This is a genomic window from Curtobacterium sp. MCPF17_011 (assembly GCF_003234145.1).
Classification (GTDB): domain Bacteria; phylum Actinomycetota; class Actinomycetes; order Actinomycetales; family Microbacteriaceae; genus Curtobacterium.
Map to the genome: position 1 here is coordinate 159,586 of NZ_QKSK01000003.1, position 22,361 is coordinate 181,946.

Below are 22,361 nucleotides of genomic sequence, written 5' to 3' on the forward strand. Positions count from 1 at the left end.
GCCGCGGGCAACGGGCAGCGCCACCCGGTCAGGACGCGATCGGTTCCCGCCACCACTCGGCGAGGGACCCGTCGTACACGCGGACCTTCTGGTGTCCGAGCACGGTCAAGGCCAGCGCGTCGACGCAGGAGGCGCTCCCGACACCGCAGTAGGTGACGACCTCGTCCGCGGAGAGCACCGGTGCGAGTGCGCGCTCGAGTTCCGGCTGGCGGAGCAGGGCGTTCGATCGGTCGAGCAACTCACGGACGCCGATGGTGGTGCTCCCGGGGACGATCGGCGGGTGGTCGTCGCCGAGGGCCGCCGGGTCGGCAGCCATGACGAGCGCCGCCGGCTGGGAACCGTCGACCGCACGGAGGACCCGTGCCCGGTCGGCCCAGAGCGGACGTTCCTCGCCCGCGACGAACGCGTCGCCGTCGCGGGACGGCTCCGGTGCGCGGGACAGGGCCCCGACACGGACCGGCCGTCCTTCGTCGCGCCACTTCGGGAAGCCGCCGTCGAGCACGGCGACGGCGTCGAAGCCGAAGGACCGGAAGATCCACCACAGACGGGCGCTCCACTCGCCGATGCCGTCGTCGTAGACCACCACGGTGGAGGCGCGGCTCACGCCCAGCGCGCGGGCCGCGGACTCGAAGCGGTCGACTCCGGGCCGGGTGAAGGGCAGGTCCGTCCCGGACGCCGAGAACTCGTCGATGAGGTCGGCGTAGACGGCACCCGGGACGTGTCCGCGACGCTCGTGGGCGTCCCGCGCCGAGTGCCACGACATGCCGAAACCGATGCCGTCCGTGTGCACCGAGGCGTCGAGGACGAGGAGGTCGTCCGCGCCGAGGTGGTCGGCGAGCCACTGCGTGGACACGAGTGGCGAGGTCAGGACGGGGGCCATGTGGCACACGGTAATCGACGCCTCTGACTCACGACAGAGGGTGAGCAACAGTCCGACACAGGCCGTGGAACGATCGGTCGGAGCACAGCGTGATGTGGCTTGCAACAGCCGGACGCCGGACGGCGCCGCAGTGACCTGCGGTGCCGTCCGGCGTTCGGCGTGGTCGTGTCGTCTGGTGCTGGTCAGTGCGCGGCGGTCGGGACGCTGCCCGTCACGCCGGACCCGGCACGGGCGAGACGATCGAGACGGACCGACTGCCGGTTGATGAGCAGGCCGCTCGCGATCGCCACGATCAACAGGACCCCGGCCGAGATCGCGAACGCAGCGTGGTAGCCGTCGAGCACGGCCTGCGCCTGCTGGAGCTTCGTCGGCGCCGCGGACAGGCCGGAGAGGCTGTTCTCGACGACGTTCGCGAAGATCGTCGACAGCAGCGCGGTGCCGATCGAGCCACCGATCTGCTGCATGGTGTTCACCGTCGCCGATGCCACACCGGCGTCCGAACGGGCGACCCCGGTCGTCGCGGTGTTCATCGCCGACGAGAAGATCGTGCCCATGCCGAGACCGATCACGATGAGCGCCGGCAGGACGGTGCCCGCGTAGGAGCTGTCGAGGTCGGTGCGCAGGAGGAGCAGGAGCCCGATGGCGGCGACGAGGGCTCCGGCGAAGATCAGGACCTTCGGGCCGACGCGGGGCAGCAGGCGTCCGCCGATCTGGGTGGCTGACAGCATGATCGACAGCGGCATCGGCAGGAACGCCAGGCCGGTCTGCAGCGCCGAGAAGCCGAGGGTCTGCTCGAGGTAGTAGGTCAGGAACAGGAAGATGCCGAACATGCCGATCGCGACCAGGCCGATGGCGACGAACGAACCACCGCGGTCACGGTCGAGGATGACGCGCAAGGGGAGCAGCGGGTGCGCGACCCGGGTCTCGATCACGACGAAGGCCGCGATCAGCAGCACACCGCCGGCGAGCATGCCGATCGTGAGCGGGGCGTCCCAACCGTTGGTCTCGGCGTTCGAGAAGCCGTAGACCACACCGACCAGGCCGGCGGTGATCGTGATGACCCCGGCGATGTCGATGCGCGGACGCTCGACCTTCGGCGGCTTCGCCATGAAGACGATCGCGCCGATGACGCCGAGGATCGCGAACACGACGTTCACGTAGAGGCACCAGCGCCACGAGGCGTACTCGGTGAGCACGCCACCGAGCAGCAGACCGATCGCGGCACCGGAGCCGGCGATGGAGCCGAAGATGCCGAACGCACGACCGCGCTCCTTGGGGTCACGGAAGGTCGTGGTGAGCATGCCCAGGGCGGACGGGGCGAGCAGCGCGCCGAAGACGCCCTGCAGGGCGCGAGCGGCGACCAGGAGCCCGAACGAGTCGGCGAGGCCGCCGAGCACGGACGCGACGGCGAAGCCGACCAGGCCGATGATGAAGGTGTTCTTGCGGCCGAAGAGGTCACCGAGGCGCCCGCCCAGGAGCAGGAGTGAGCCGAAGGCCAGAGAGTACGCCGTGACGATCCACTGACGCTGGTCGGTGGCGAACCCGAGGTCCTGCTGCGCCGAGGGCAGCGCGATGTTCACGATGGTGGCGTCCAGGACGACCATGAGCTGGGCGAGGGCGATGACCGCGAGTGCGATCCATCGGTGGTCGGTCCGGGCCGGGGTGGGGCCCGCGGTCGTCGGCGTTGCTCCTGTGGGAGCGGGCGCGGTCTGTTCTGCCGTCACGACAGCCTCCTTCTCGAAGGATGGAAGAGGAGGGGCGCGCGCCGTCGGGCGTCCCGGAGAAGAGTGAAGCGGATGCGCTGCATCCGCTTGCGGTAACTGTAGCCCAAAACGGAGTCACCGCATCCGCTTGTTCCCAGAAAGTCCGATTATGTTCGTTCTGTGAGCACCACCGGACCCGCCGCCGATCTCGATCGCCCCCTGCGCGCCGACGCGGCACGGAACCGCGAACTGATCCTGCAGACGGCACGGAAGTGCTTCGCGGAACGCGGCATCTCGGTCACCCTCAACGACATCGCGCACGAGGCCGGAGTGGGCGTCGGCACCGTCTACCGGCGCTTCGCGGACAAGGACTCGCTGATCGAGGCCCTCCTCGCGACGAAGTTCGAGGCGATGAACGCCGCCGCCGCCCGCGCTGCCGACGAGATCGACCCGCGCGAGTCCCTCCGTCTCTACCTGATGGGCGTGTTCGCCTTCCGAGCGCGGGACCGCGCCCTGGCCGACGTCATCGTCCGCGCCGGCAAGGCCCGCCCGTCGATCGTGCAGGAGCGCGACCGCCTGGAGCAGCAGGTGTCCCGCATCATCGGCCGTGCGAAGGACGCCGGCGTGATCCGTCCCGGCTTCGACTACCGCGACCTGCCGATGCTGACGACGATGATCGGTGCCGTGGCCGACGCCACCCGCGATTACGATCCCGACGCCTGGAAGCGGTACGCGCAGGTGTTGGTCGACGGCGTGCTCCCGCAGGCCCAGCCGGACCAGCTGACCGGAGAGCCACTGGACCGCGACGCCCTCGAGCGCGCGATGCAGACGCAGAACTGACCGGAGCCGCCGCTACAGCCAGCTGGGCAGCCAGTAGTGGGACCGGATGAAGTCCCACGGCGCCTGCATCGCCGACCACAGCGGGTACCAGTACGCCGACGCGAGCACCACGACGACCAGGTACACGCCGAGCCAGACCAGCGCCCGGGTCCGCCGTGGCCGCGGGTCGTCCCGCGAGCCGATCAGGTGCCCGATCACGGCCGACAGCGCCATCACGAGGAAGGGCTCGAAGGCGATCGTGTAGAACTGGAAGACCGTCCGGTCCAGGTACATCAGCCACGGCAGGTAGCCCGCGGCGATGCCCATCAGGACGATGCCGTACTCCCACCGCGGCCGTGTGATGAGCAGCACGAGCAGCACCACGGCCGCGATGACCGAGGCGTACCAGATGAACGGGTTCGCGATCCCGGTGATCGCCGCCCCACAGCGGTCGGCCGCGCAGCCGTCCTGGCCCACGTTCGTGCCGACGTAGTACATCGACGTCGGCCGTTGCATGAGGAGCCAGAGCAGCGGGTTCGCCTGGTACGAGTGCGGCGTGTGCAGGCCGATGTTGAAGGCGTAGATCTCGCTCTGGTAATGCCACCAGTTCTGCAGGCTGTCCGGCACCCAGGCGAGCACCCCGGTCCAGCGCTGACCGCCGGTCCCGATCCAGTCGCGGTCCCAGCCGCCCCGGGTCAGGAACCAGCCGGCCCACGACGCCAGGTAGGTCGCGGCGGCGATCGGCACGGTCAGCAAGAAGGTCACCGGTGCCTGCTGCAGCGCGGCGCTCGAGGACCAGAAGGCCACCCCGGCGCGACGCCGCAGCAGCATGTCGCTGACCACGGAGTACACGGCGAAGAACGCCAGGAAGTACAGCCCGGTCCACTTCGTCGCGGTCGCGAGCCCGAGCGCGAGGCCCATCGCGACGAGCCAGGGGCGCCACCAGAGGACCGGACCCCAGAGCGTCGGTCGGCCGGCGGCGGCACGATGGTCGACCCACCGGTCGAGTTGCCGGGCGGACCACCGTCGGTCGAGCAGCAGTGCGCCGAAGCCGAGCACGACGAAGAACGTGACGATGCCGTCGAGCAGCGACACCCGTGACATCACGATCGCCTGTCCGTCCACCGCCAGGAACCCGCCCGCGAGCGTGCCGAGGAACGTGGACCGGAACAGGGAACGAGCGATCACCGCCGTGAGGAACACGGTGGCGATGCCGAGGACCGCGACGGTGAACCGCCAGCCGAAGGCGTTGTCCGGCCCGATCAACAGCATGCCGAGACCGATCAGGTACTTCCCGAGCGGCGGATGCGCGATGAACTCCGCAGCTCGCGAGTAGAGGTCGGTCTGCCCGTCGGCGAACCGGTCGTCGGTCGTCGGTGCACCGTCGCCCGTCGGGTTCGCCGGCCACGTGCCCTCGTACCCGAGGTGGACGAGGGACCAGCTGTCCTTGACGTAGTAGGTCTCGTCGAACACGAGCGAGTGCGGCCGGCCGAGGTCGACCAGCCGGAGCAGGGCAGCGAGCACGGTGACCGCGATCGGGCCACCCCATCGCCAGGCGGCGACCCGCCATCCGGCGGAGAGCACGCGGCCCCACCAGTCGTCGAGCCGCGAGCCACGCGGGACGTCCGGCACGGTCTTCTGCAGGTCGGCCAGGTCCGTGGTCACCCGCAGCATCCTACGGACGCGGCGCAGGTGTCGGCTGCGTCGTCCACAGGTCGCGGGTCCTGCGACGACAATGGGGTCGTGATCGTCCTCGCAGCAACCCCCATCGGCAACCTCGGTGATGCCTCCCGTCGACTCGTGGAGACGCTGTCGAACGCCTCCGTGGTGGCCGCCGAGGACACCAGGACCGCGATCCACCTGATGCGTGCACTGGGCATCGAGAACCGTCCGCGGCTCATCGCGCTGCACGAGCACAACGAGCGGGAGCGCGCGGCCGAGGTCGTCGAACTCGCCCGGGAGGACGACGTCGTCGTGCTCACCGACGCCGGCATGCCCGCCATCAGCGACCCCGGGTTCCCGCTCGTCGAGGCCGCCGCCGCCGCGGGCGTCACCGTGACCGCGGTCCCCGGCCCGAGCGCCGTCCTCACCGCGCTCGCGCTCTCCGGGCTGCCGACCGACCGCTTCACGTTCGAGGGCTTCCCGACCCGCAAGGCCGGGGAACGGCGACGGGTGTTCGCCGCACTGGCGGGGGAGCAGCGGACCATGGTCTTCTTCGAGTCGCCGCACCGGATCGCCGACACGCTCGGCGACATGGCCGCCGGGTTCGGCAGCGACCGGCGTGCCGCGGTCTGCCGCGAGCTCACCAAGATGCACGAGGAGATCCGTCGGGGCACCCTCGCGGAGCTGACCGAGTGGGCGGCTGACGGCGTCCGCGGCGAGATCTGCGTCGTCGTCGCGGGGTCCACCGGATCGGGTGACGACGCCACGATCGAGGACGGCGTCCGCCTGGTCCTCGAACGCGTGGCCGCCGGCGCACGCATGAAGGAGGCCGCCGCAGCGGTCGCCGACGCGACCGGACTCTCCAAGCGCGACCTCTACGAAGGGGCGCTCGCCGCACGCTGACCGGACGCGACACCTGTCGGACGGGAGGCACGTGGGGACGCCGCCACGGGCCTCCCGTCCGGTTCTCCACAGGCCGCCGGCAGCGCGTCACGGTGCTCGGGCGCGCCTCTAGGATGGTCCGCATGGCCGACGGCAGCTCGTTCTCGATCACCACGCCGATCTTCTACGTCAACGACGTGCCCCACATCGGGCACGCGTACACGGAGGTCGCCGCGGACGTCCTCGCGCGCTGGCACCGCCAGCGCGGGGACGACACCTGGCTGCTCACCGGCACCGACGAGCACGGGCAGAAGATCCTCCGCACCGCCTCGGCGAACGACGTCACGCCGAAGGAGTGGGCCGACCGCCTGGTCACCGACGCCTGGAAGCCGCTGCTCGACACGGTGGACGTGGCCAACGACGACTTCATCCGGACCACCGACGAGCGGCACGAGCGTGGCGTCACGGCGTTCCTGCAGAAGCTGTACGACGACGGCTTCATCTACGCCGGCGAGTTCGAGGGCTTCTACTGCGTCGGCTGCGAGGAGTACAAGCAGCCGAGCGACCTGGTCCCCGGCACCGGCCCGTACGAGGGTCAGCAGGTCTGCGCGATCCACTCCATCCCGGTGGAGGTCCTGGCCGAACGCAACTACTTCTTCCGCATGTCCGACTTCGAGCAGCGTCTGCTCGACCTCTACGAGTCGAACCCGCAGTTCATCCAGCCGGAGAGCGTCCGCAACGAGATCGTCTCCTTCGTCAAGCAGGGATTGCGCGACCTGTCGATCTCGCGGTCGAGCTTCGACTGGGGCATCCAGATCCCGTGGGACTCCGACCACGTCCTGTACGTCTGGTTCGACGCGCTGCTGAACTACATCACCGCTCTTGGGTACGGCACCGAGGACGACGAGGCCTTCCAGCGCCTCTGGCCGAGCGTGCACATCGTCGGCAAGGACATCGCCCGCTTCCACGCCGTCATCTGGCCGGCGATGCTGATGGCGGCCGGGCTCCCGGTCCCCGAGCGTGTCTTCGGCCACGGCTGGCTGCTCGTCGGCGGCGAGAAGATGTCGAAGTCGAAGCTGACCGGCATCGCCCCGAGCGAGATCACCGACACGTTCGGCTCCGACGCCTTCCGGTACTACTTCCTCCGGGCGATCACCTTCGGGCAGGACGGCAACTTCAGCTGGGAGGACATCTCGGCGCGGTACCAGGCGGAGCTCGCCAACGGGTTCGGGAACCTGGCCTCCCGCATCGTCGCGATGCTCAACCGCTACTTCGACGGCGCCGTCCCCGAGCGGGGCGAGCTGACCGAGTCCGACACAGCGATCGACGCCCTCGCGCAGGCGGTCACCGAACGGGCCGACGCCGCGATCGCCGCGTTCGCACCGCACGACGCGATCAGCACCGTCTGGGAGCTCGTGGACGCCCTGAACGGCTACATCACCGAGCAGGAGCCCTGGGCCCTCGCGAAGGACGACGCGCAGCGTGAGCGCCTCGCGACCGTGCTCGTCACCGCACTGCGGGGCCTCGGGACCGTGGCCGTGCTCGTGTCCCCGGTGATGCCGAAGGCGACCGAGAAGCTCTGGGCCTCGATCGGCGCCGGTGGGTCGATCGGTGAGCAGCGCATCGACCGCGCCTGGGAGTGGCAGGGGTCCGAGACGGTGACGCCGCTCGCCGCCGGGCTCTTCCCGCGCATCGAGCAGCCGGAGCAGGGCGCCGCGTGACCGACGCGCACGTCCGTGCACGCGGCGGCGACGGTGGTGGGCAGAAGCGGGACCTGACGTACCCGCCGCTGCCCCAGGCCCTCACGGTGCCGGTGTACGACAACCACACCCACATGGAGATCGCCGACGGTGTCGGGGACGGCGGCGACGGTCCGCTCGACTACCGGGAGCACCTCGACCGCGCGTCGAGCGTCGGCATCCGCGGTGTCGTGCAGGTCGGCACGGATCTGGACACTTCGCGGTGGTCGGCTTCGATCGCAGCACGGGAGCCCCGGGTCCTCGCAGCGGTGGCCCTGCACCCGAACGAAGCCCCGGTCCTCGACGAGCAGGGGTTGCTCGACGAGCACCTCGCCGGCATCGCCGAGCTCGCGGCCCTGCCGCGGGTCCGCGCGATCGGGGAGACCGGGCTCGACTTCTTCCGCACCGCTGACGACGGCCGGGCGGCACAGATCCGCTCCTTCGAAGAGCACATCCGCATCGCGAAGGACCACGACCTCGCGCTGACGATCCACGACCGTGACGCCCACGACGCCGTGGTCGAGGTCCTCGAGCGCGTCGGCGCACCCGAGCGCACCGTCTTCCACTGTTTCTCGGGCGGCCCGGAGCTCGCGCGCCTGTGCGCTGAGCGCGGCTGGTACATGTCGTTCGCCGGCACCGTGACGTTCAAGAACGCGCAGAACCTGCGGGACGCACTGCACGTCGCCCCGCGCCACCTGATCATGATCGAGACGGACGCGCCGTTCCTCACCCCGACGCCGTTCCGCGGCCGGCCGAACGCGCCGTACCTGATCCCGCACACGCTCCGGTCGATGGCCGAGACGCTGGGGACCGACGTGTCGATGCTCGCCGCGCAGATCACCTCGAACACCGAACTCGTCTACGGATCCTGGGACGCCGAGCCCGTCACGGTGGTGCAGTAGCAGTGGGTGCGCTCCTCGGTCCGGCGGAGATCCGGGAACTCGCGGCGACGCTCGACGTCACCCCCACCAAGAAGCTCGGCCAGAACTTCGTGCACGACGCCAACACGGTCCGACGCATCGTGTCGATCGCCGGTGTCACGCCGCAGTCGAAGGTGCTCGAGGTCGGACCGGGGCTCGGGTCGTTGACGCTCGGCCTCACCGAGACCGGTGCTCCCGTCACCGCCGTCGAGATCGACGCCCGGCTCGCAGCGCACCTGCCGACGACCGTCGCCGCGATGCAGCCCGACGCCCGCCTGACGGTGGTCCACCAGGACGCCATGCAGGTCTCGGCCGAGGACCTGCCCGTCCTGCCGACGCACCTCGTCGCGAACCTGCCGTACAACGTGTCCGTACCGGTGCTGCTGCACCTGCTCGCGACCTTCCCGTCCCTCGTCCGCTCGCTCGTGATGGTGCAGGCCGAGGTCGGCTACCGCCTGGCCGCCGGCCCGGGCAGCAAGGTCTACGGCTCACCGAGCGTCAAGGCCGCCTGGTACGGGTCGTGGCGGATCGCCGGGCAGGTCAGTCGGCAGGTCTTCTGGCCGGTACCGAACGTCGACAGCGTCCTGGTCGGGTTCGACCGACACGAGCCGCCGGGCGACGAACAGCTCCGCTCGCGCGTGTTCACCCTGGTCGACGCGGCGTTCCAGCAGCGCCGGAAGATGCTCCGTCAGGCGCTCTCCGGTGTCCTGGGCGGCAGTGCGCACGCGTCCGAGGTCCTCGAAGCCGCGGGCATCGCGCCGACGGCGCGTGGCGAGGAGCTCGGGGTCGACGACTTCGTGCGCCTCGGCCGGACCGTCCTCGCTGCAGCGGGGGGCGCCGCGGCCGACACGACCGCCTGACAGCCGGTCAGCGGACGGACGCGCCCCGAGCCTCCAGGGCGGCAACGACCGTGTCCGGATCGCTGCAGCGGAACCGGAGCGCGCGCTTGCCGTCGACGGTCACGTGCACGCCGGGTCCGTTGTCGAGCAGGATCGCCGTCCCGCTGGGGATCAGTCGGATGCCCCAGCCGCCGGAGTTGAGAGCCGTCATCTCCATCGGCGTCGCCGACGCGATCCGGTCCAACGGGATGCGACGTCGGTACCAGAACGGAGTGACCCGCACCTCCAGCACGTCGTCGATGCGGACGTGCAGGCGCATCCGAACCACGCCGATGCCCAGCACGGTGGTGAGCACGAGGGTGCCGACCAGGCCGACGGCGTTCCCGGCGCCCACCCGTCCGCCAGGTGACGACGGCACGGTGAGCGGGAGCGCCACCGCGCCGATCCCGACGGCGATGAGAGCGATGCCGACCACGGTCATCAGGCGTCCGGACGGCAGGGCTTCCTCGTGGGGTTCGCGTTGCATCCCCCCATCCTGACACGACGGCAGACGGTGAGGTGCGACATGTCAGGACGGGAGCTGGCTGTCAGTGCTCGCGTCCAGCCATCATCTCGAGGATCTGCTGGTGGTTCCCGTTGCGCTCCGCCCATCGCAGCGGCTCGACGTTCTGCACGAGGATCTCGGGAGCGGCACCGGACTCGATGAGCCCCACCACCTCGGCGACGAACGCGTCGAGCGGCATCCCGCCGAAGTCCTGGCCGCCCATCAGGTCGGTGGCGACCGCGGGCGGCGCGAGCTCGAGCACCTCGACCGACGAGCCGACGAGCTGCTGTCGGAGTGCCTGTGTGTACGAGTGCACGCCGGCCTTCGTGGCGTTGTAGGTCGGCGTCGCGGTGAGCGGGACGAAGGCCAGGCCGGACGACACGGTCATGACCGTCGCGCTGGGACGGCCGAGCAGGTGCGGCAGGAAGGCGTCGATCAGCCGGATCGTGCCGATCAGGTTGGTCTCGATGGTCTCGACGGCGTCGGAGATGTGTGCCGGGTCACGGAGGTCCTCGTTCCGCATGATCCCCGACATCGTCACGAGGGTGTCGAGTGCGGGGTACGTCCCGAGGACGGTGTCGGCGGCCTGCCGGATCGACTCCGCGTCGGCGACGTCGATCTGCACGGTGCCCACGCCGTGTTCGGCGGCGATGGAGTCGAGGAGGGCCTGTCGACGGCCGCCGATGACGACGGTGCTGCCGGCCTGCTGCAAGCGGAGCGCGAGTGCCAGGCCGATGCCCGAGGTCGCGCCGGGGATGAAGACGGTGCTGTTCGTGATGTCCATGACCACCACGATGTGTCGTCCTGGCCGAGGCAACCAGAGCGCGGTCATCGGGGGACCGGCGATCCCTGGCTCCGATTGCGCCGACGCAGCAGACTGGGCGCATGGACCGTGCTGCCCTCGCCGACTTCCTCCGCCGCCGTCGGGAGATGCTCCGACCGGAGGACGTCGGGATCGGAGCCGGCGCTCGACGGCGGACCCCGGGCCTCCGTCGTGAGGAGGTCGCGGCCCAGGCCGGCATGTCCGTCGACTACTACACGCGGCTCGAGCAGCAGCGTGGCCCGCAGCCGTCCGAGCAGATGGTCGCGGCGATCGCCCGTGCCCTCCGTTGCTCGCTCGACGAACGGGACCACCTGTTCCACCTGGCAGGGCAGAACGCACCGGTCCGGATGCACCGCGCCGACCACGTCGACCCCGCGATCCTCCGCGTGCTCGACCGGTTGGCGGACACCCCCGCGATCGTCGTCAACCACCTGGGCGAGACGCTCGTCGAGAACCCGTTGGCGGCGGCGCTCCTGGGCACGTCCGTCGGGCTGGCCGGCAACGAGCGCTACCAGGCCTGGCGGTGGTTCGTCACCAGCACCGAGCGGGCGAAGTACGCGCCGGAGCAGCACGAACGTCTGGGGCGGGTCGTCGTGGCCTCGCTCCGTGCGGCCATCGGCCTCGCCGGTCCAGGTGACCGTCGCGCGACCGAGCTCATCGCGGAGCTCGAACGGCGGAGCCCCGAGTTCGCCGCGCTGTGGGCGCTGCACGAGGTGGCGACCCGCTGGTCGGACAACAAGACGATCGTGCAGCCCGAGCTCGGGCGGATCACTGTCGACTGCCAGGTACTCCACACGGACGACCAGGCGCAGGCGCTGCTGCTCTTCACGGCTCCTGCAGGCAGCGAGGACGCGCAGAAGCTCGAGCTCCTCGGGGTCGTCGGCCAGCAGACCTTCGACGCCGTCAGCGGATCCTGAGGCCCCGGTTCGCTCCGCAACACCGCGTCACACGCCTGGCAGATGCGGGGACACCGTGCCTAGGGTGGAGCGGTGAGCACTCCGCGCGTGTACGTCATCCACGAGAACCCCGAGTGGTTCCCCCCGCTCGCCGCCGCCTTCGAGGCCGAGGGCGTCCCGGTGCAGGAGGTCCTCCTGACCGAGGGACAGATCGACCTCGGAGCCGAACCGGAGCCGGGCGTCTACTGGAGTCGCATGTCGGCGAGCAGCCACACCCGCGGGCACGAGCACAGCAAGGAGTACACCCGGGCGTTGCTCGGATGGCTGGAGCGAGCCGGACGCCAGGTGGTGGGAGGCAGCCACGTCCTCGAGCTCGAGGTGTCGAAGGTCTCGCAGCACGGCCTGCTCCGCGCCGCGGGTTTCGACGTGCCCCGCACGACGGCGGTCTTCGGCACGACGACGCTCAAGCAGGCGGCGAAGGACTTCACGGACGGCCAGGACGTCCCGTTCATCACGAAGCACAACCAGGGCGGCAAGGGTCTCGGCGTTCGCCGCTTCGACTCCCTCGCCGAGTTCGACGCCTACGTCGACAGCCCCGAGTTCGAGGCGCCGGTCGACGGCATCACGCTGCTGCAGGAGTACCTGACCGCACGTGAGCCGTTCATCACGCGCGCCGAGTTCGTCGGCGGCGAGTTCGTCTACGCGGTGCGTGTCGACACGAGCGCCGGCAGCTTCGAGCTCTGCCCCGCGGACGCGTGCGCTGTGCCGTCCGGAGAGAACGGGCCGCAGGTCATCGCCGGCGCGGTGTGCGAGGTCCCCGGCACCGACGGCACCACCGTGACGGCGGACACGTTCTCCGTCCGCTCCGACGTCACCGCCGAGCACCCGCTCGTCCAGCAGCTGCGCGGGTTCCTCGCGGACCAGCGAGTCCAGATCGCGGGGGTCGAGTTCATGGAGACCACCGACGGGCGCACCGTCGTGTACGACATCAACACGAACACGAACTACAACCCCGCCGTCGAGGCAGTCGCGCCGTCCTCCGGCCCGCGCTCCATCGCCCGGTTCCTCGGCGGCCTGTTGGACGCGGAGTACGCGGCGGCAGCCGCACCGGCGCACGCCTGACCACGCGGCCCGCACCGTCCCGACCACCCACCGGACGGGAGGCGCGCCCCACCACCCGGGGCGAGCCTCCCGTCCGTCCCTCCTCACCACCCAAGGAACCCACCCCGTGCGATTCGGATACTGGACCCCGCTCTTCGGCGGCTGGCTGCGCAACGTCGACGACGAGCAGATGCCGGTCACGTTCGACTACGTGAAGCTCCTGGCGCAGCGCGCCGAGCGGATCGGGTTCGACCTGACCCTCGTGCCGGAGCTGAACCTCAACGACATCAAGGGCGTCGCGGCGCCGAGCCTCGAGGCGTGGGCACTGGCGGCGGCGATCGCGGCGACCACCGAACGCCTGGAGATCATGGCGGCGATGCGTCCCGGGTACCACCTGCCCGCGGTGACGGCGAAGCAGGCGGCCACGATCGACGACATCTCCGGCGGCCGGTTCACCTTCAACGTGGTGAGCGCCTGGTGGGCGGAAGAGGCCCGTCAGTACGGCGGCATCTTCTCCGAGCACGACGACCGGTACAAGCGCACGGCGGAGTTCGTCGAGGTCATGAAGGGGATGTGGCGGGAGACGCCGTACTCCTTCCACGGCGAGTACTACGACGTCGAGAACGCGCACCTGGAGCCGAAACCGCGCGTCACCCCGCGCATCTACGCCGGCGGCGAGAGCGAGGCCGGCAAGGCGAGCATCACGCACTACGCCGACGCCTACGTGACCCACGGCGGCACCGTCGAGGAGCTCCGGAACAAGATCGCCGAGATGCGTCGTCGCCGCGAGGACGCCGGCCTGCCGCCGTTCGAGGCGTTCGGCATGGCCGCGTACGCGATCGTGCGGGAGACCGAGGAAGAGGCCCAGGCCGAGCTCGCGCGCATCACCGACGTCCAGCACGGCAAGGCGTACGAGTCGTACCAGGACTTCATCTCGAAGTCGCAGCTCGAACACGTCCCCTCGCTTGAGGACTACTCGGTGTCGAACCGGGGGCTCCGGCCGCAGTTCGTCGGCACGCCGGAGCAGGTCGCCGCGCGGATCCGCGAGTACGAGGACGCGGGCGTCGACACGCTGCTGCTGCAGTTCTCGCCGCAGCTCGAGGAGATGGAGCGCTTCGGCGAGCAGGTCATCCCGCTCGTCCGCGCCGCGGTGCCCGCCGAGACCGTGTCCTGATGGCCGTCGAGGACGACTGGGCGTTCGAGACCCGGCAGATCCGGGCGGGATTCAAGTCCGACCCGGGCTTCGGCGGGAACGTGCCACCGATCGCGCAGACCGCGGCCTTCGTGTACCCGTCCGGCGAGGACGCGGCCGACCGGTTCCTGCTCAACGCACCCGGGCACACGTACTCCCGGGTGAACAACCCGTCGGCGGCGGCACTGGAGCGTCGGATCGCCGACCTCGAGGGCGGAGTCGCCGCCCTGGCGCTGGCGTCCGGGCAGGCGGCCACGTCGTTGGCGGTGCTCGGCCTCGCCCGGGCCGGGGACCACATCGTCTCGAGCGCGTCGCTGTACGGCGCGACCTACACGCTCTTCGCGTCCACGCTCAAGGACCTGGGCATCGCGTTCACCTTCGTGCAGGACCCCACGGACCTGGACGAGTGGGCTGCCGCCGTCCGCCCCGGGACGCGGGCGTTCTTCGGCGAGTCGATCCCGAACCCGCGCGGCGACGTCCTGGACTTCGCCGGGGTGGCCGGGGTCGCCCACGACGCCGGGGTCCCGCTCATCGTCGACAACACGATCGCGACCCCGTACCTCGTCCGGCCGATCGAGCACGGCGCGGACATCGTGGTGCACTCCGCGACGAAGTACCTCGCCGGGCACGGCAGTGCGATCGCAGGCCTCATCGTCGACGCCGGCTCGTTCGACTGGGCGGCGCACCCGACGAAGTACCCGCAGCTGGCGACGACCGAGCACTCCGGGTTCGCGGGCACGAACTTCGCCGAGAAGTTCGGGCGCCGTGCGTTCATCCAGCGCACCCGGTCGAAGCTGTCGGCGGACCTCGGCCCGGCGATCGCCCCGTTCAACGCGTTCCTGGTGCTGCAGGGCATCCAGACCCTGTCGCTCCGGATGGACCGACACGTCTCGAACGCGGCCACGGTGGCGTCCTGGCTCGACGCGCACGAGCAGGTCGAGCACGTGCACTACGCCGGACTGCCGAGCTCCCCGTGGCACCACCTGCAGCAGCGGTACGTGCCGAAGGGGCCGTCGAGCGTCCTGGCGTTCGACCTCGCCGGCGGTGTGGAGGCCGGGCGGCGCTTCGTCTCGGCGCTGGAGCTCTTCGACCACGTCTCGAACATCGGCGACGTCCGTTCCCTGGTCGTGCACCCGGCGTCGACCACCCACGTGCAGATGACCCCGTCGGAGCGTGCCGCAGCGGGCGTCGGCGAGGGGCTCATCCGTCTGTCGATCGGCCTGGAACACGTCGACGACGTCATCGCGGACCTGCGCCGTGGGTTCGCCGCGGCGGGCGACGCGACGGGAGCCCGACCCGGACGGGGATAGGTTGGTCGCATGACGTCGACGCCCGCTCCGGATCGGGTGCGGACGCGCGCACCGGGCAAGATCAACGTCCACCTGTCCGTCGGCGCCCTGCAGGACGACGGGTACCACGACATCGCCACCGCGTACCAGGCGGTGTCCCTGTACGAGGACGTCACAGCCGAGCGCGCCGACGACTTCTCGGTCCGTTTCACCGGTCCGATCGACACGTCGTCGGTGCCGACGGACGACACGAACCTGGCGATCCGCGCCGCCCGTCTGGTCGCCCGCACGGCGGGCCACCACGGCGGCGTGCACCTGACCATCGACAAGCAGGTCCCGGTCGCCGGCGGCATGGGTGGTGGCTCGGCGGACGCCGCCGCGACCCTCCTGGCCGTCGACACCCTGTGGGGAACCGGCCTCGGGCGGGACGAACTGCTGCGTCTGGCGGCCGAGCTCGGTGCCGACGTGCCGTTCGCCTTCGCCGGCGGCACCGCCGTCGGGACCGGTCGTGGCGACGAGCTCAGCCCGGCACTGGCGAAGGGCGAGTTCCACTGGGTCCTGGCGCTCAGCGAGACCGGCCTGTCGACCCCGTCCGTGTACCGCGCGCTCGACGAGCACCGGGAGCGCTACCGCGCCGACATCTCGCCGGCGCCGCGCACCCCCGTGGTCGAGGCGCAGGTCCTCCAGGCGCTCCGTGCCGGCGACGCCGAACTGCTCGCCGAGAACCTGCACAACGACCTGCAGGCCCCCGCGATGCGCCTGCAGCCGGCCCTGGCGGAGACGCTGGAGTTGGGGGAGCGCTCCGGTGCCCTCGCCGGCCTGGTGTCGGGCAGCGGACCGACGGTGGCGTTCCTGGTGCCGGACCGCGACGCGGCACTCGAGGTGCAGGTGGCGCTGAGCGCCTCCGGGTTCGTGGCACTGCGGGCGAACGGCCCCGTGCACGGCGCCCGCGTCCTGCACTGACGGCGGCCGGCACGCGTCAGGAGCGGACGAACTCCGTCATGATGACCTTGCCGGTCTGCCAGTTGTGCGCGGGACGGAACCCCCGCTCCGCGAGCACGGCCTTCAGCTCGGGCCGGATCGTGCGTGAGGTGCCGCCGACGTACCAGACGGTGTCGATGTCACCGAGGCGCGCGGGGACGGTCGAGGCGAGGTCGGCGTTCCGGTTCCAGAGCACGCCCTGGTCGGCCCCCTTCGTGCCGACGGCCAGGTCGGTGAGGCCGGCGAACGCCTCCGGGTACGAGACCTTGATGATCTCCGCCGTCGCGGTCGGATGCCGGTAGACGCTGCCGAAGACGACGCCCTCGTTCGCGCTCGGACGCGCCGCCCGCTCAGCGCTGATGATCGAGGCCGCATGCGCCCAGGTCGATTCCGCCTTGGCCTCTGGCCCTTTCACGGTCACGGCGGTGGGGACCGACAGGACGACGAGCGCCACGACGGCCACTGAGAGCAGCGCCTTCGGTCGGATCATCGTCAGCGCGAGCGCGATGAGCACCGCCACGAACGGCAGGCTCAGGGAGGCGTACTTGGGCGAGTAGAGCCGCTCACCCAGCGCGGTCGCGAGCAGGAGGACCGTGGTCGGGACCACGACCAGGGGGAGTGCCACCCGGACGGCCTGGGCCCGGACGACGGCCCGTGCCGATGGCACCCGCCGGCGCACCTGCACCAGGGCGGTGACGACGCCGACGACCATGAGCGTCCACGCCATCGCCGCGTACGGGTCGGAGGCACCGAACCACGCCGTCGAGAAGACCTGCCCGAACGTGCTGGCGCTGATTCCCTCGATCCACCCGACCTGCTTCGCCTGTGACGACACCACGACGACGAACGGCGCGACGACCAGGGCTGCCAGGCCCGCGGCGGTGGCCCACCGGACGAGCACGCCACGCGAGACGAGCGGGGGACCCGGCGTCCGACCGGTCCGCGAGACGGTGGCCCGTCGGAGGTCGTGCCGTTCGGCGAGCAGGGTCCAGGCGAGTGCCACGGCATGGGCGACGACCGCGAGCGAGAGGTACACGTTGAACGCGACGGCGACGACGGCGAGGACGCCGTAGGCGACCCACCACCCGGTCGCGCGTCCGTGACGGCTGCGGCGGAGCGCGGTCAGGCCGACCAGTGACAGGCAGACCGAGAGGGTCGTGATCGTGGCGTAAGGCCGGCCCTCGGTGCCGGCCCACTGCACCCGGGGCAGCAGCAGGAACACGATGCCGGCCGTGATGCCGAGCCGCTTGCCACCGATCCGGCGGCCGAGAGCGACCACGAGGGCGGCGGCGACGCCGATCGCGAGCGCGCTCGGCAGACGCAGCGTGAAGGGGGTGTAGCCGACCAGCCAGAACCAGGCGTGGACGACCGCGTAGTACAGACCGTGCACGGCGTCGACCGTGTGCAGCTCGGCCCACAGCTGCGGCCAGGAACGCTGCGCGCTGGTGACGGTCGCGGCCTCGTCGTACCAGAGCGACGGCACCCACGAGAAGGCCGCGGCGACGACGACGCCGAGGGCCCCGACGGTGAGTTCCGGGGTGCGGACCGCGGCGGTCGCGGCGGCCGAGACGGCACCGCGGAGCCCGGCACGGACCGGCACGTGGCGGACCGCGTGCGGGACGCCGATGCTGCCGGTACGGGGGGAACTCACGCCGGAGACGGTACCGAGCGCCGCTGGACGGGAACCCGACATCGAGCCCTCCGAGGCGGTGAGTGTCCACAAGCCGAGGGTCGGTGATCCACAGTTAAGGTCGTCGTCATGACGCAGCTCCGGATCCGTGACGCAGCGACCTACCTCGGGGTCAGTGACGACACCGTGCGCCGTCTCGTCGAGGGCAGCACCTTCACCCGCGCGACCGACGCCGTCGGACGGGCGGTCGTCGACGGGCGGGAGCTCGCCGAGTACGCCCGGTCGCGCGGCGACCAGCTCGCCGACCCCTCGGGCGTTCGCAGCTCGGCGCGCAACCGCTTCGTCGGCATCGTGACGGGGCTCGTCGTGGACACCGTGATGGCCCAGGTCGAGCTGCAGTGCGGCCCGCACCGAGTCGTCTCCCTGATGAGCTCGGAGGCGGTCCGCGACCTCGGGCTCGAGATCGGTTCGGTCGCAGTGGCCTCGGTCAAGGCGACGATGGTGACGGTCGAGACACCCAGCCCGGAGGAGGCCCCGTGAGCACGCCCGTCAGCACCGCGCGACGACGACTCGGTTCGCGGACGGCCGCGCTCGCCGGGTCCGGCCCCGACGTCCTCGAACGCCTCGGTCGCGCGCGGGTGCTGGTCGTCGGGGCGGGCGGGCTCGGTGCGCCGGTCGTCTCCTACCTGGCCGGCAGCGGGCTCGGTCGCCTGACGATCGTCGACGACGACGTCGTGGACGGCTCGAACCTGGCCCGACAGACGCTCTTCACCACCGCGGACGTCGGCGTGGCGAAGGCCGAGGTCGCCGCTGCCCGTGCGCGCGCGGTCGACCCCGAGCTCGACGTCGTCGCGGTCGTCGGACGCTTCCGGCCGGAACACGTCGCGGGGCACGACGTCGTGGTCGACGCGGCCGACGCGGTGGACGTGACGCGGGCGATCTCGGACGCGTGCGCGCCGCTCGGCATCCCGTTCGTCTGGGGAACCGTGCTGTCGTACGACGGCCAGGTCTCGGTCTTCCGCGATGCCGGGGACGACGGTGTCGACTTCCACGACCTGCACCCGGAGGTCCTGCCCGACGAGGGCTCGTGTGCGATCGACGGCGTGCTGCCGGCGCTCTGCGGAGCGGTCGGGTCGGTGATGGCCGCGCAGGTGACGGCCCTCGTCGCCGGGCTCGGCGAACCGCTGCTCGGCCGGCTCCTCACGGTGGACGCGCGACGGTGGCGGTGGACCGAGAGTCCGATCCGACGCGGGCCGGCGTCGCGACGCCCCACGGGCCTCCCGGCCGGCACGACCGGAGCGGACGGCGCTGGCGGCACGAGCGGTGCTGCGCCGCGCATCGCGCCCGCGGCCCTCGCCGCCCGCCTGGCCGACCCGACCGACAGCCTGACCCTGGTCGACGTCCGCACCCCGGCGGAGTGGGCCACCGGCGTCATCGCGGGGTCCCTGCAGGCGGACGCCGCCCTGCCGGACGGGGACGTCGTCGTCACCTGCGCACGCGGGCCGCGGGCCGACGTGTGGGCGCGGACGATCGGGAGGCCCGTCACCGTCCTCGACGGCGGCGTCGATGCGTGGCGCCGCGAGGGGCTGCCCCTCGCCTCCCCGTGAACCGCTGCTGCGGGTAGGATCGCTGCGAACGACCGCACCTGCGGATCCGACCTGCGCTCCAGGAGGCACCATGCGACAGCCCGTGCGGTCGACGGCCGTCCTGGCCGCCGGAGCGCTGCTGGCCCTGACACTCGGCGGCTGTGTGAGCACTCCGGCGAGCGGCGGCCCCAGCACGAGCGCGACGTCGGGCGCCGCCCCGTCCGGCTCGATCACGGTGTTCGCCGCGGCGTCGCTGCAGCGCACCTTCACGACCCTCGGACACGACTTCGAGCAGGCGCACCCGGGCACCACCGTGACGTCCTCGTTCGCCGGGTCGAGCGACCTGGTCTCCCAGATCCGGAACGGTGCCCCCGCGGACGTCATCGCCTCGGCCGACCAGGCCACGACGGCGGAACTCGGCGAGCAGACCCTCGCCAGTGGTTCGCCGCGGGCCTTCGCGACGAACACCCTCGAGATCGCCGTCGCCCCCGGCAACCCGCACCACATCCGGGGCCTGGCGGACCTCGACGACCCCGGCGTGCAGCTCGTGACCTGCGCCGCCCCGGTGCCGTGCGGGGCCGCGACGCTCGCGGTCGAACGTTCGAGCGGCGTCGACCTGCACCCGGTCAGCGAGGAGCAGTCCGTCACCGACGTCCTCGGCAAGGTGCGCTCGGGCCAGGCCGACGCCGGCATCGTCTACCGCACGGACGTGCAGGGTGCGGGCCGCGACGTCACCGGGGTGCCGTTCGCGGCCGCGGACGACGCGGTCAACACCTACCCGATCAGCGTCCTGCGCGACGCGGCGAACCCCGTCCTCGCCCGGTCGTTCACGTCGTACGTCCTGTCCTCGGCGGGACAGCGGACCCTGCGCGACGCCGGCTTCGGGAAGCCCTGACCCCCGTGCCCCCGGCAGAGCGAGTCACCACCCGACGCGGCCGCAGCACACGACGCGGCTCCGGCGCACGACGCGCTCGGCCGACGGCCCGCGGTCCGGTGCCGTGGTGGCTGCCGGTCCCCGCGGTGCTCGGCGGCCTGTTCGTCGTCGTCCCGGTGCTCGCGATGGTCGGCCGGGTGCAGTGGGGCTCCTTCGTCGCGCTGGTGACCTCGCCCGCGTCGCTGACCGCGCTCGGCCTGAGCCTCGGCACGGCGACCGCGGCGACCGGCATCGCCTTCGTCCTCGGCTACCCGCTGGCAGTGCTGTTCGCCCGGTCGCGCTCCCGGTGGACCGGGGTGGCGCGCGCGGTGGTCCTCCTGCCGCTGGTCCTGCCGCCGGTGGTCGGCGGCCTCGCGCTGCTCGCGGCGTTCGGCCGGCTCGGCGTCGTCGGGGCGTTCCTCGACGAGCACGGGCTGCGGATCGCGTTCACCACGACGGCGGTCGTGATCGCGCAGACGTTCGTCGCGATGCCGTTCCTGGTCTCCTCGATCGAGGGGGCGCTCCGCGTCGAGGGGGACCGGTACGAGCGGGTCGCGGCCACCCTCGGCGCTGGACCGACCCGCACCTTCCTCACGGTCACGACACCTCGGGTGCTGCCGGGCATCACGGCCGGCCTGGTCCTCTGCTTCGCCCGCGCCCTCGGAGAGTTCGGCGCGACCCTGACGTTCGCGGGCAGTCTGCAGGGCGTGACCCGGACCCTCCCGCTCGAGGTGTACCTGCAGCGCGAGATCGACCCGGACACGGCGGTCGCACTCGCGCTGGTGCTCGTCGTCGTCGCGGTGCTCGTGATCGGCCTGGCCTCGGTCCGGACCCGCGGAGCCGCGCTGTGACCGCCGCACACACGGATGCGGCCGGACTCGTCGCCCACGTCGTCCGTCACGACCGCGACGTCGACGTCGCCCTGACCGTCGGCCCGGCCGAGTGCGTGGCCCTGATCGGCCCGAACGGCGCCGGGAAGTCCACCGTCGTCGACGCCGTCGCCGGTCTGCTCGCCCTCGACGCCGGCGAGGTCCGCTCCGCCGGTCGACTGCTCGCCGGCCCGGGCCGCAGCGTCCCCGCGCACCGCCGCCGCGTCGGCCTGGTCGCCCAGCGACCGGACCTGTTCCCGCACCGCAGTGTCCTGGCGAACGTGGCCTTCGGTCCGCGAGCCGCCGGCCGCTCCGGTCGGGAGGCCCGCCTGACGGCCCGCCAGGCCCTGGCCGCCGTCGGGGTGGCCGACCTGGCGGACCGCGCCCCCGGGACGCTGTCGGGCGGCCAGGCCCAGCGCGTCGCGATCGCCCGGGCCCTGGCGGCGGACCCGGCGGTGGTCCTGCTCGACGAACCGACCTCGGCGCTCGACGTCGGCGCCCGACAGGAGGTCCGGGCAGCCCTCCGCTCCGCCGTCGCCGGCCGGCCGAGCCTGCTCGTCACGCACGACCCTGTCGAGGTGATGGCCCTCGCCGACCGGGTCGTCGTGCTCGAGGACGGCCACGTGGTGGAGGAGGGGCGTCCCGCCGAGGTCCTCGCCCGACCGCGGAGTGTCTTCGCGGCGACGTTCTCCGGCCTCGTCGTCCTGCACGGTACGGCGACGGCGGACGGCGTCGTGCTGGACCACACCACGACGACGGACGGGACCGCGACCGGGACCGCACCCGACGGCGGGGGCGAGCTGGCGTCGGGGACGCACGGCGTGCCTCCCGGCCGTGCCGTGTCGGCCGCGCACCATCCGACCGCCGCCCTCGTGACCCGCGCCGACCAGGACGGGACCGGGCTGCTGCGGACCGTGACCGGACTGGAGCCCCGCGACGGCCTCGTCCGGATGCGGGCCGGGGAACTCACGGCGGACCTGACGCTCGCCGCGGTCGCGGCGCTCGGACTGACCCCGGGCCTGCGGGTCCGGGTGCGCGTGCCGCCAGCCGAACTCACCGTGTGGGAGCGATGACGGCCCGGCCCGGCACGGCG

21 protein-coding genes are annotated in these 22,361 nt (G+C 71.9%); 15 read left to right on the forward strand and 6 right to left on the reverse strand.

Translation table 11 applies throughout. The features are described 5' to 3' along the window. Positions 1-28 precede the first annotated feature (28 nt). The gene (locus tag DEJ25_RS05200; protein ID WP_110904669.1) at positions 29-880 is read right to left on the reverse strand and encodes a sulfurtransferase; all 852 of its coding nucleotides are present in this window, start codon (positions 878-880) and stop codon (positions 29-31) included. A 182-nt stretch (positions 881-1,062) separates the two neighbouring features. Next, positions 1,063-2,604: an MFS transporter gene (locus tag DEJ25_RS05205; RefSeq protein ID WP_110904668.1), complete on the reverse strand. Its 1,542-nt coding sequence runs from the start codon at positions 2,602-2,604 to the stop codon at positions 1,063-1,065. Between the two features lie 159 nt (positions 2,605-2,763). On the opposite strand from DEJ25_RS05205, the gene DEJ25_RS05210 reads away from it, so the two are divergent. Beyond that, entirely contained in the window at positions 2,764-3,423 is a 660-nt protein-coding gene (locus tag DEJ25_RS05210) for a TetR/AcrR family transcriptional regulator (RefSeq protein ID WP_110904667.1), read from the forward strand. Positions 3,424-3,435: 12 nt separating this feature from the next. Here the strand turns inward: DEJ25_RS05210 and DEJ25_RS05215 are convergent, their stop codons facing one another. After that, on the reverse strand, positions 3,436-5,067 hold the full coding sequence (locus tag DEJ25_RS05215; protein WP_181427350.1) for a dolichyl-phosphate-mannose--protein mannosyltransferase: 1,632 nt from the start codon (positions 5,065-5,067) through the stop codon (positions 3,436-3,438). Positions 5,068-5,145: 78 nt separating this feature from the next. On the opposite strand from DEJ25_RS05215, the gene rsmI reads away from it, so the two are divergent. The 4 genes from rsmI to rsmA all read left to right on the forward strand — a co-directional run bounded on the left by rsmI (position 5,146) and on the right by rsmA (position 9,465). After that, complete coding sequence (gene rsmI / locus DEJ25_RS05220; RefSeq protein ID WP_110904665.1) at positions 5,146-5,967, forward strand: 16S rRNA (cytidine(1402)-2'-O)-methyltransferase; 822 nt, start codon at positions 5,146-5,148, stop codon at positions 5,965-5,967. Positions 5,968-6,089: 122 nt separating this feature from the next. Further along, the gene (gene metG, locus DEJ25_RS05225; protein ID WP_111043993.1) at positions 6,090-7,667 is read left to right on the forward strand and encodes a methionine--tRNA ligase; all 1,578 of its coding nucleotides are present in this window, start codon (positions 6,090-6,092) and stop codon (positions 7,665-7,667) included. Further along, positions 7,664-8,587 (forward strand): TatD family hydrolase, encoded by a 924-nt coding sequence (locus DEJ25_RS05230; RefSeq protein WP_111043994.1) that lies wholly within the window; start codon positions 7,664-7,666, stop codon positions 8,585-8,587. Before metG ends, DEJ25_RS05230 begins: the two co-directional genes overlap by 4 nt. Before the next feature lie 2 nt (positions 8,588-8,589). Continuing rightward, positions 8,590-9,465 carry a 16S rRNA (adenine(1518)-N(6)/adenine(1519)-N(6))-dimethyltransferase RsmA gene (gene rsmA, locus DEJ25_RS05235; protein ID WP_111043995.1) on the forward strand — a complete coding sequence of 292 codons (876 nt, stop codon included), beginning with the start codon at positions 8,590-8,592 and terminating at the stop codon, positions 9,463-9,465. A 7-nt stretch (positions 9,466-9,472) separates the two neighbouring features. Here the strand turns inward: rsmA and DEJ25_RS05240 are convergent, their stop codons facing one another. Both DEJ25_RS05240 and DEJ25_RS05245 read right to left on the reverse strand, forming a co-directional pair. Continuing rightward, positions 9,473-9,970, reverse strand: coding sequence for a hypothetical protein (locus DEJ25_RS05240; RefSeq protein ID WP_111043996.1), 498 nt, complete (start codon positions 9,968-9,970; stop codon positions 9,473-9,475). Between the two features lie 61 nt (positions 9,971-10,031). After that, positions 10,032-10,772, reverse strand: coding sequence for an SDR family oxidoreductase (locus DEJ25_RS05245; RefSeq protein ID WP_111044101.1), 741 nt, complete (start codon positions 10,770-10,772; stop codon positions 10,032-10,034). Positions 10,773-10,873: 101 nt separating this feature from the next. Here DEJ25_RS05245 and DEJ25_RS05250 point away from each other — a divergent pair, with 101 nt between their 5' ends. The 5 genes from DEJ25_RS05250 to DEJ25_RS05270 all read left to right on the forward strand — a co-directional run bounded on the left by DEJ25_RS05250 (position 10,874) and on the right by DEJ25_RS05270 (position 16,252). Next, positions 10,874-11,728 carry a helix-turn-helix transcriptional regulator gene (locus DEJ25_RS05250; protein ID WP_111043997.1) on the forward strand — a complete coding sequence of 285 codons (855 nt, stop codon included), beginning with the start codon at positions 10,874-10,876 and terminating at the stop codon, positions 11,726-11,728. Positions 11,729-11,800: 72 nt separating this feature from the next. Continuing rightward, positions 11,801-12,829 (forward strand): RimK family alpha-L-glutamate ligase, encoded by a 1,029-nt coding sequence (locus tag DEJ25_RS05255; RefSeq protein WP_111043998.1) that lies wholly within the window; start codon positions 11,801-11,803, stop codon positions 12,827-12,829. A gap of 106 nt (positions 12,830-12,935) precedes the next feature. Continuing rightward, positions 12,936-13,982: an LLM class flavin-dependent oxidoreductase gene (locus DEJ25_RS05260; RefSeq protein ID WP_111043999.1), complete on the forward strand. Its 1,047-nt coding sequence runs from the start codon at positions 12,936-12,938 to the stop codon at positions 13,980-13,982. Beyond that, positions 13,982-15,310 (forward strand): O-acetylhomoserine aminocarboxypropyltransferase/cysteine synthase family protein, encoded by a 1,329-nt coding sequence (locus DEJ25_RS05265; RefSeq protein WP_111044000.1) that lies wholly within the window; start codon positions 13,982-13,984, stop codon positions 15,308-15,310. The genes DEJ25_RS05260 and DEJ25_RS05265 overlap by 1 nt, the downstream gene beginning before the upstream one ends. 9 nt (positions 15,311-15,319) lie before the next feature. Beyond that, positions 15,320-16,252, forward strand: coding sequence for a 4-(cytidine 5'-diphospho)-2-C-methyl-D-erythritol kinase (locus DEJ25_RS05270; protein ID WP_111044001.1), 933 nt, complete (start codon positions 15,320-15,322; stop codon positions 16,250-16,252). 16 nt (positions 16,253-16,268) lie between these two features. Here DEJ25_RS05270 and DEJ25_RS05275 read toward each other — a convergent pair whose 3' ends face one another. After that, the gene (locus DEJ25_RS05275) at positions 16,269-17,921 is read right to left on the reverse strand and encodes a glycosyltransferase family 39 protein (RefSeq protein ID WP_181427351.1); all 1,653 of its coding nucleotides are present in this window, start codon (positions 17,919-17,921) and stop codon (positions 16,269-16,271) included. A gap of 108 nt (positions 17,922-18,029) precedes the next feature. Between DEJ25_RS05275 and DEJ25_RS05280 the strand changes: the two genes are divergently transcribed. The 5 genes from DEJ25_RS05280 (at position 18,030) to DEJ25_RS05300 (ending at position 22,341) form a co-directional block, all read left to right on the forward strand. Further along, a complete protein-coding gene (locus DEJ25_RS05280; RefSeq protein ID WP_110904653.1) occupies positions 18,030-18,440 on the forward strand; it encodes a molybdopterin-binding protein in 411 nt (136 codons plus the stop codon). Continuing rightward, entirely contained in the window at positions 18,437-19,507 is a 1,071-nt protein-coding gene (locus DEJ25_RS05285) for a ThiF family adenylyltransferase (RefSeq protein ID WP_111044003.1), read from the forward strand. Before DEJ25_RS05280 ends, DEJ25_RS05285 begins: the two co-directional genes overlap by 4 nt. A 70-nt stretch (positions 19,508-19,577) precedes the next feature. Then, positions 19,578-20,381, forward strand: a complete 804-nt coding sequence (gene modA, locus DEJ25_RS05290) for a molybdate ABC transporter substrate-binding protein (RefSeq protein WP_111044004.1) — start codon at positions 19,578-19,580, stop codon at positions 20,379-20,381. 98 nt (positions 20,382-20,479) lie between these two features. Further along, positions 20,480-21,250: an ABC transporter permease gene (locus DEJ25_RS05295; RefSeq protein ID WP_110904650.1), complete on the forward strand. Its 771-nt coding sequence runs from the start codon at positions 20,480-20,482 to the stop codon at positions 21,248-21,250. After that, entirely contained in the window at positions 21,247-22,341 is a 1,095-nt protein-coding gene (locus tag DEJ25_RS05300; protein WP_111044005.1) for an ABC transporter ATP-binding protein, read from the forward strand. The genes DEJ25_RS05295 and DEJ25_RS05300 overlap by 4 nt, the downstream gene beginning before the upstream one ends. Positions 22,342-22,361 lie beyond the last annotated feature (20 nt).

Coding starts and splice junctions, on each gene's coding strand:
- modA (WP_111044004.1), top strand. CDS start 19,578: ATGCGACAGCCCGTGCGGTCGACGGCCGTCCTGGCCGCCGGAGCGCTG.
- DEJ25_RS05200 (WP_110904669.1), bottom strand. CDS start 880: ATGGCCCCCGTCCTGACCTCGCCACTCGTGTCCACGCAGTGGCTCGCC.
- DEJ25_RS05245 (WP_111044101.1), bottom strand. CDS start 10,772: ATGGACATCACGAACAGCACCGTCTTCATCCCCGGCGCGACCTCGGGC.
- DEJ25_RS05240 (WP_111043996.1), bottom strand. CDS start 9,970: ATGCAACGCGAACCCCACGAGGAAGCCCTGCCGTCCGGACGCCTGATG.
- metG (WP_111043993.1), top strand. CDS start 6,090: ATGGCCGACGGCAGCTCGTTCTCGATCACCACGCCGATCTTCTACGTC.
- DEJ25_RS05265 (WP_111044000.1), top strand. CDS start 13,982: ATGGCCGTCGAGGACGACTGGGCGTTCGAGACCCGGCAGATCCGGGCG.
- DEJ25_RS05250 (WP_111043997.1), top strand. CDS start 10,874: ATGGACCGTGCTGCCCTCGCCGACTTCCTCCGCCGCCGTCGGGAGATG.
- DEJ25_RS05270 (WP_111044001.1), top strand. CDS start 15,320: ATGACGTCGACGCCCGCTCCGGATCGGGTGCGGACGCGCGCACCGGGC.
- DEJ25_RS05280 (WP_110904653.1), top strand. CDS start 18,030: ATGACGCAGCTCCGGATCCGTGACGCAGCGACCTACCTCGGGGTCAGT.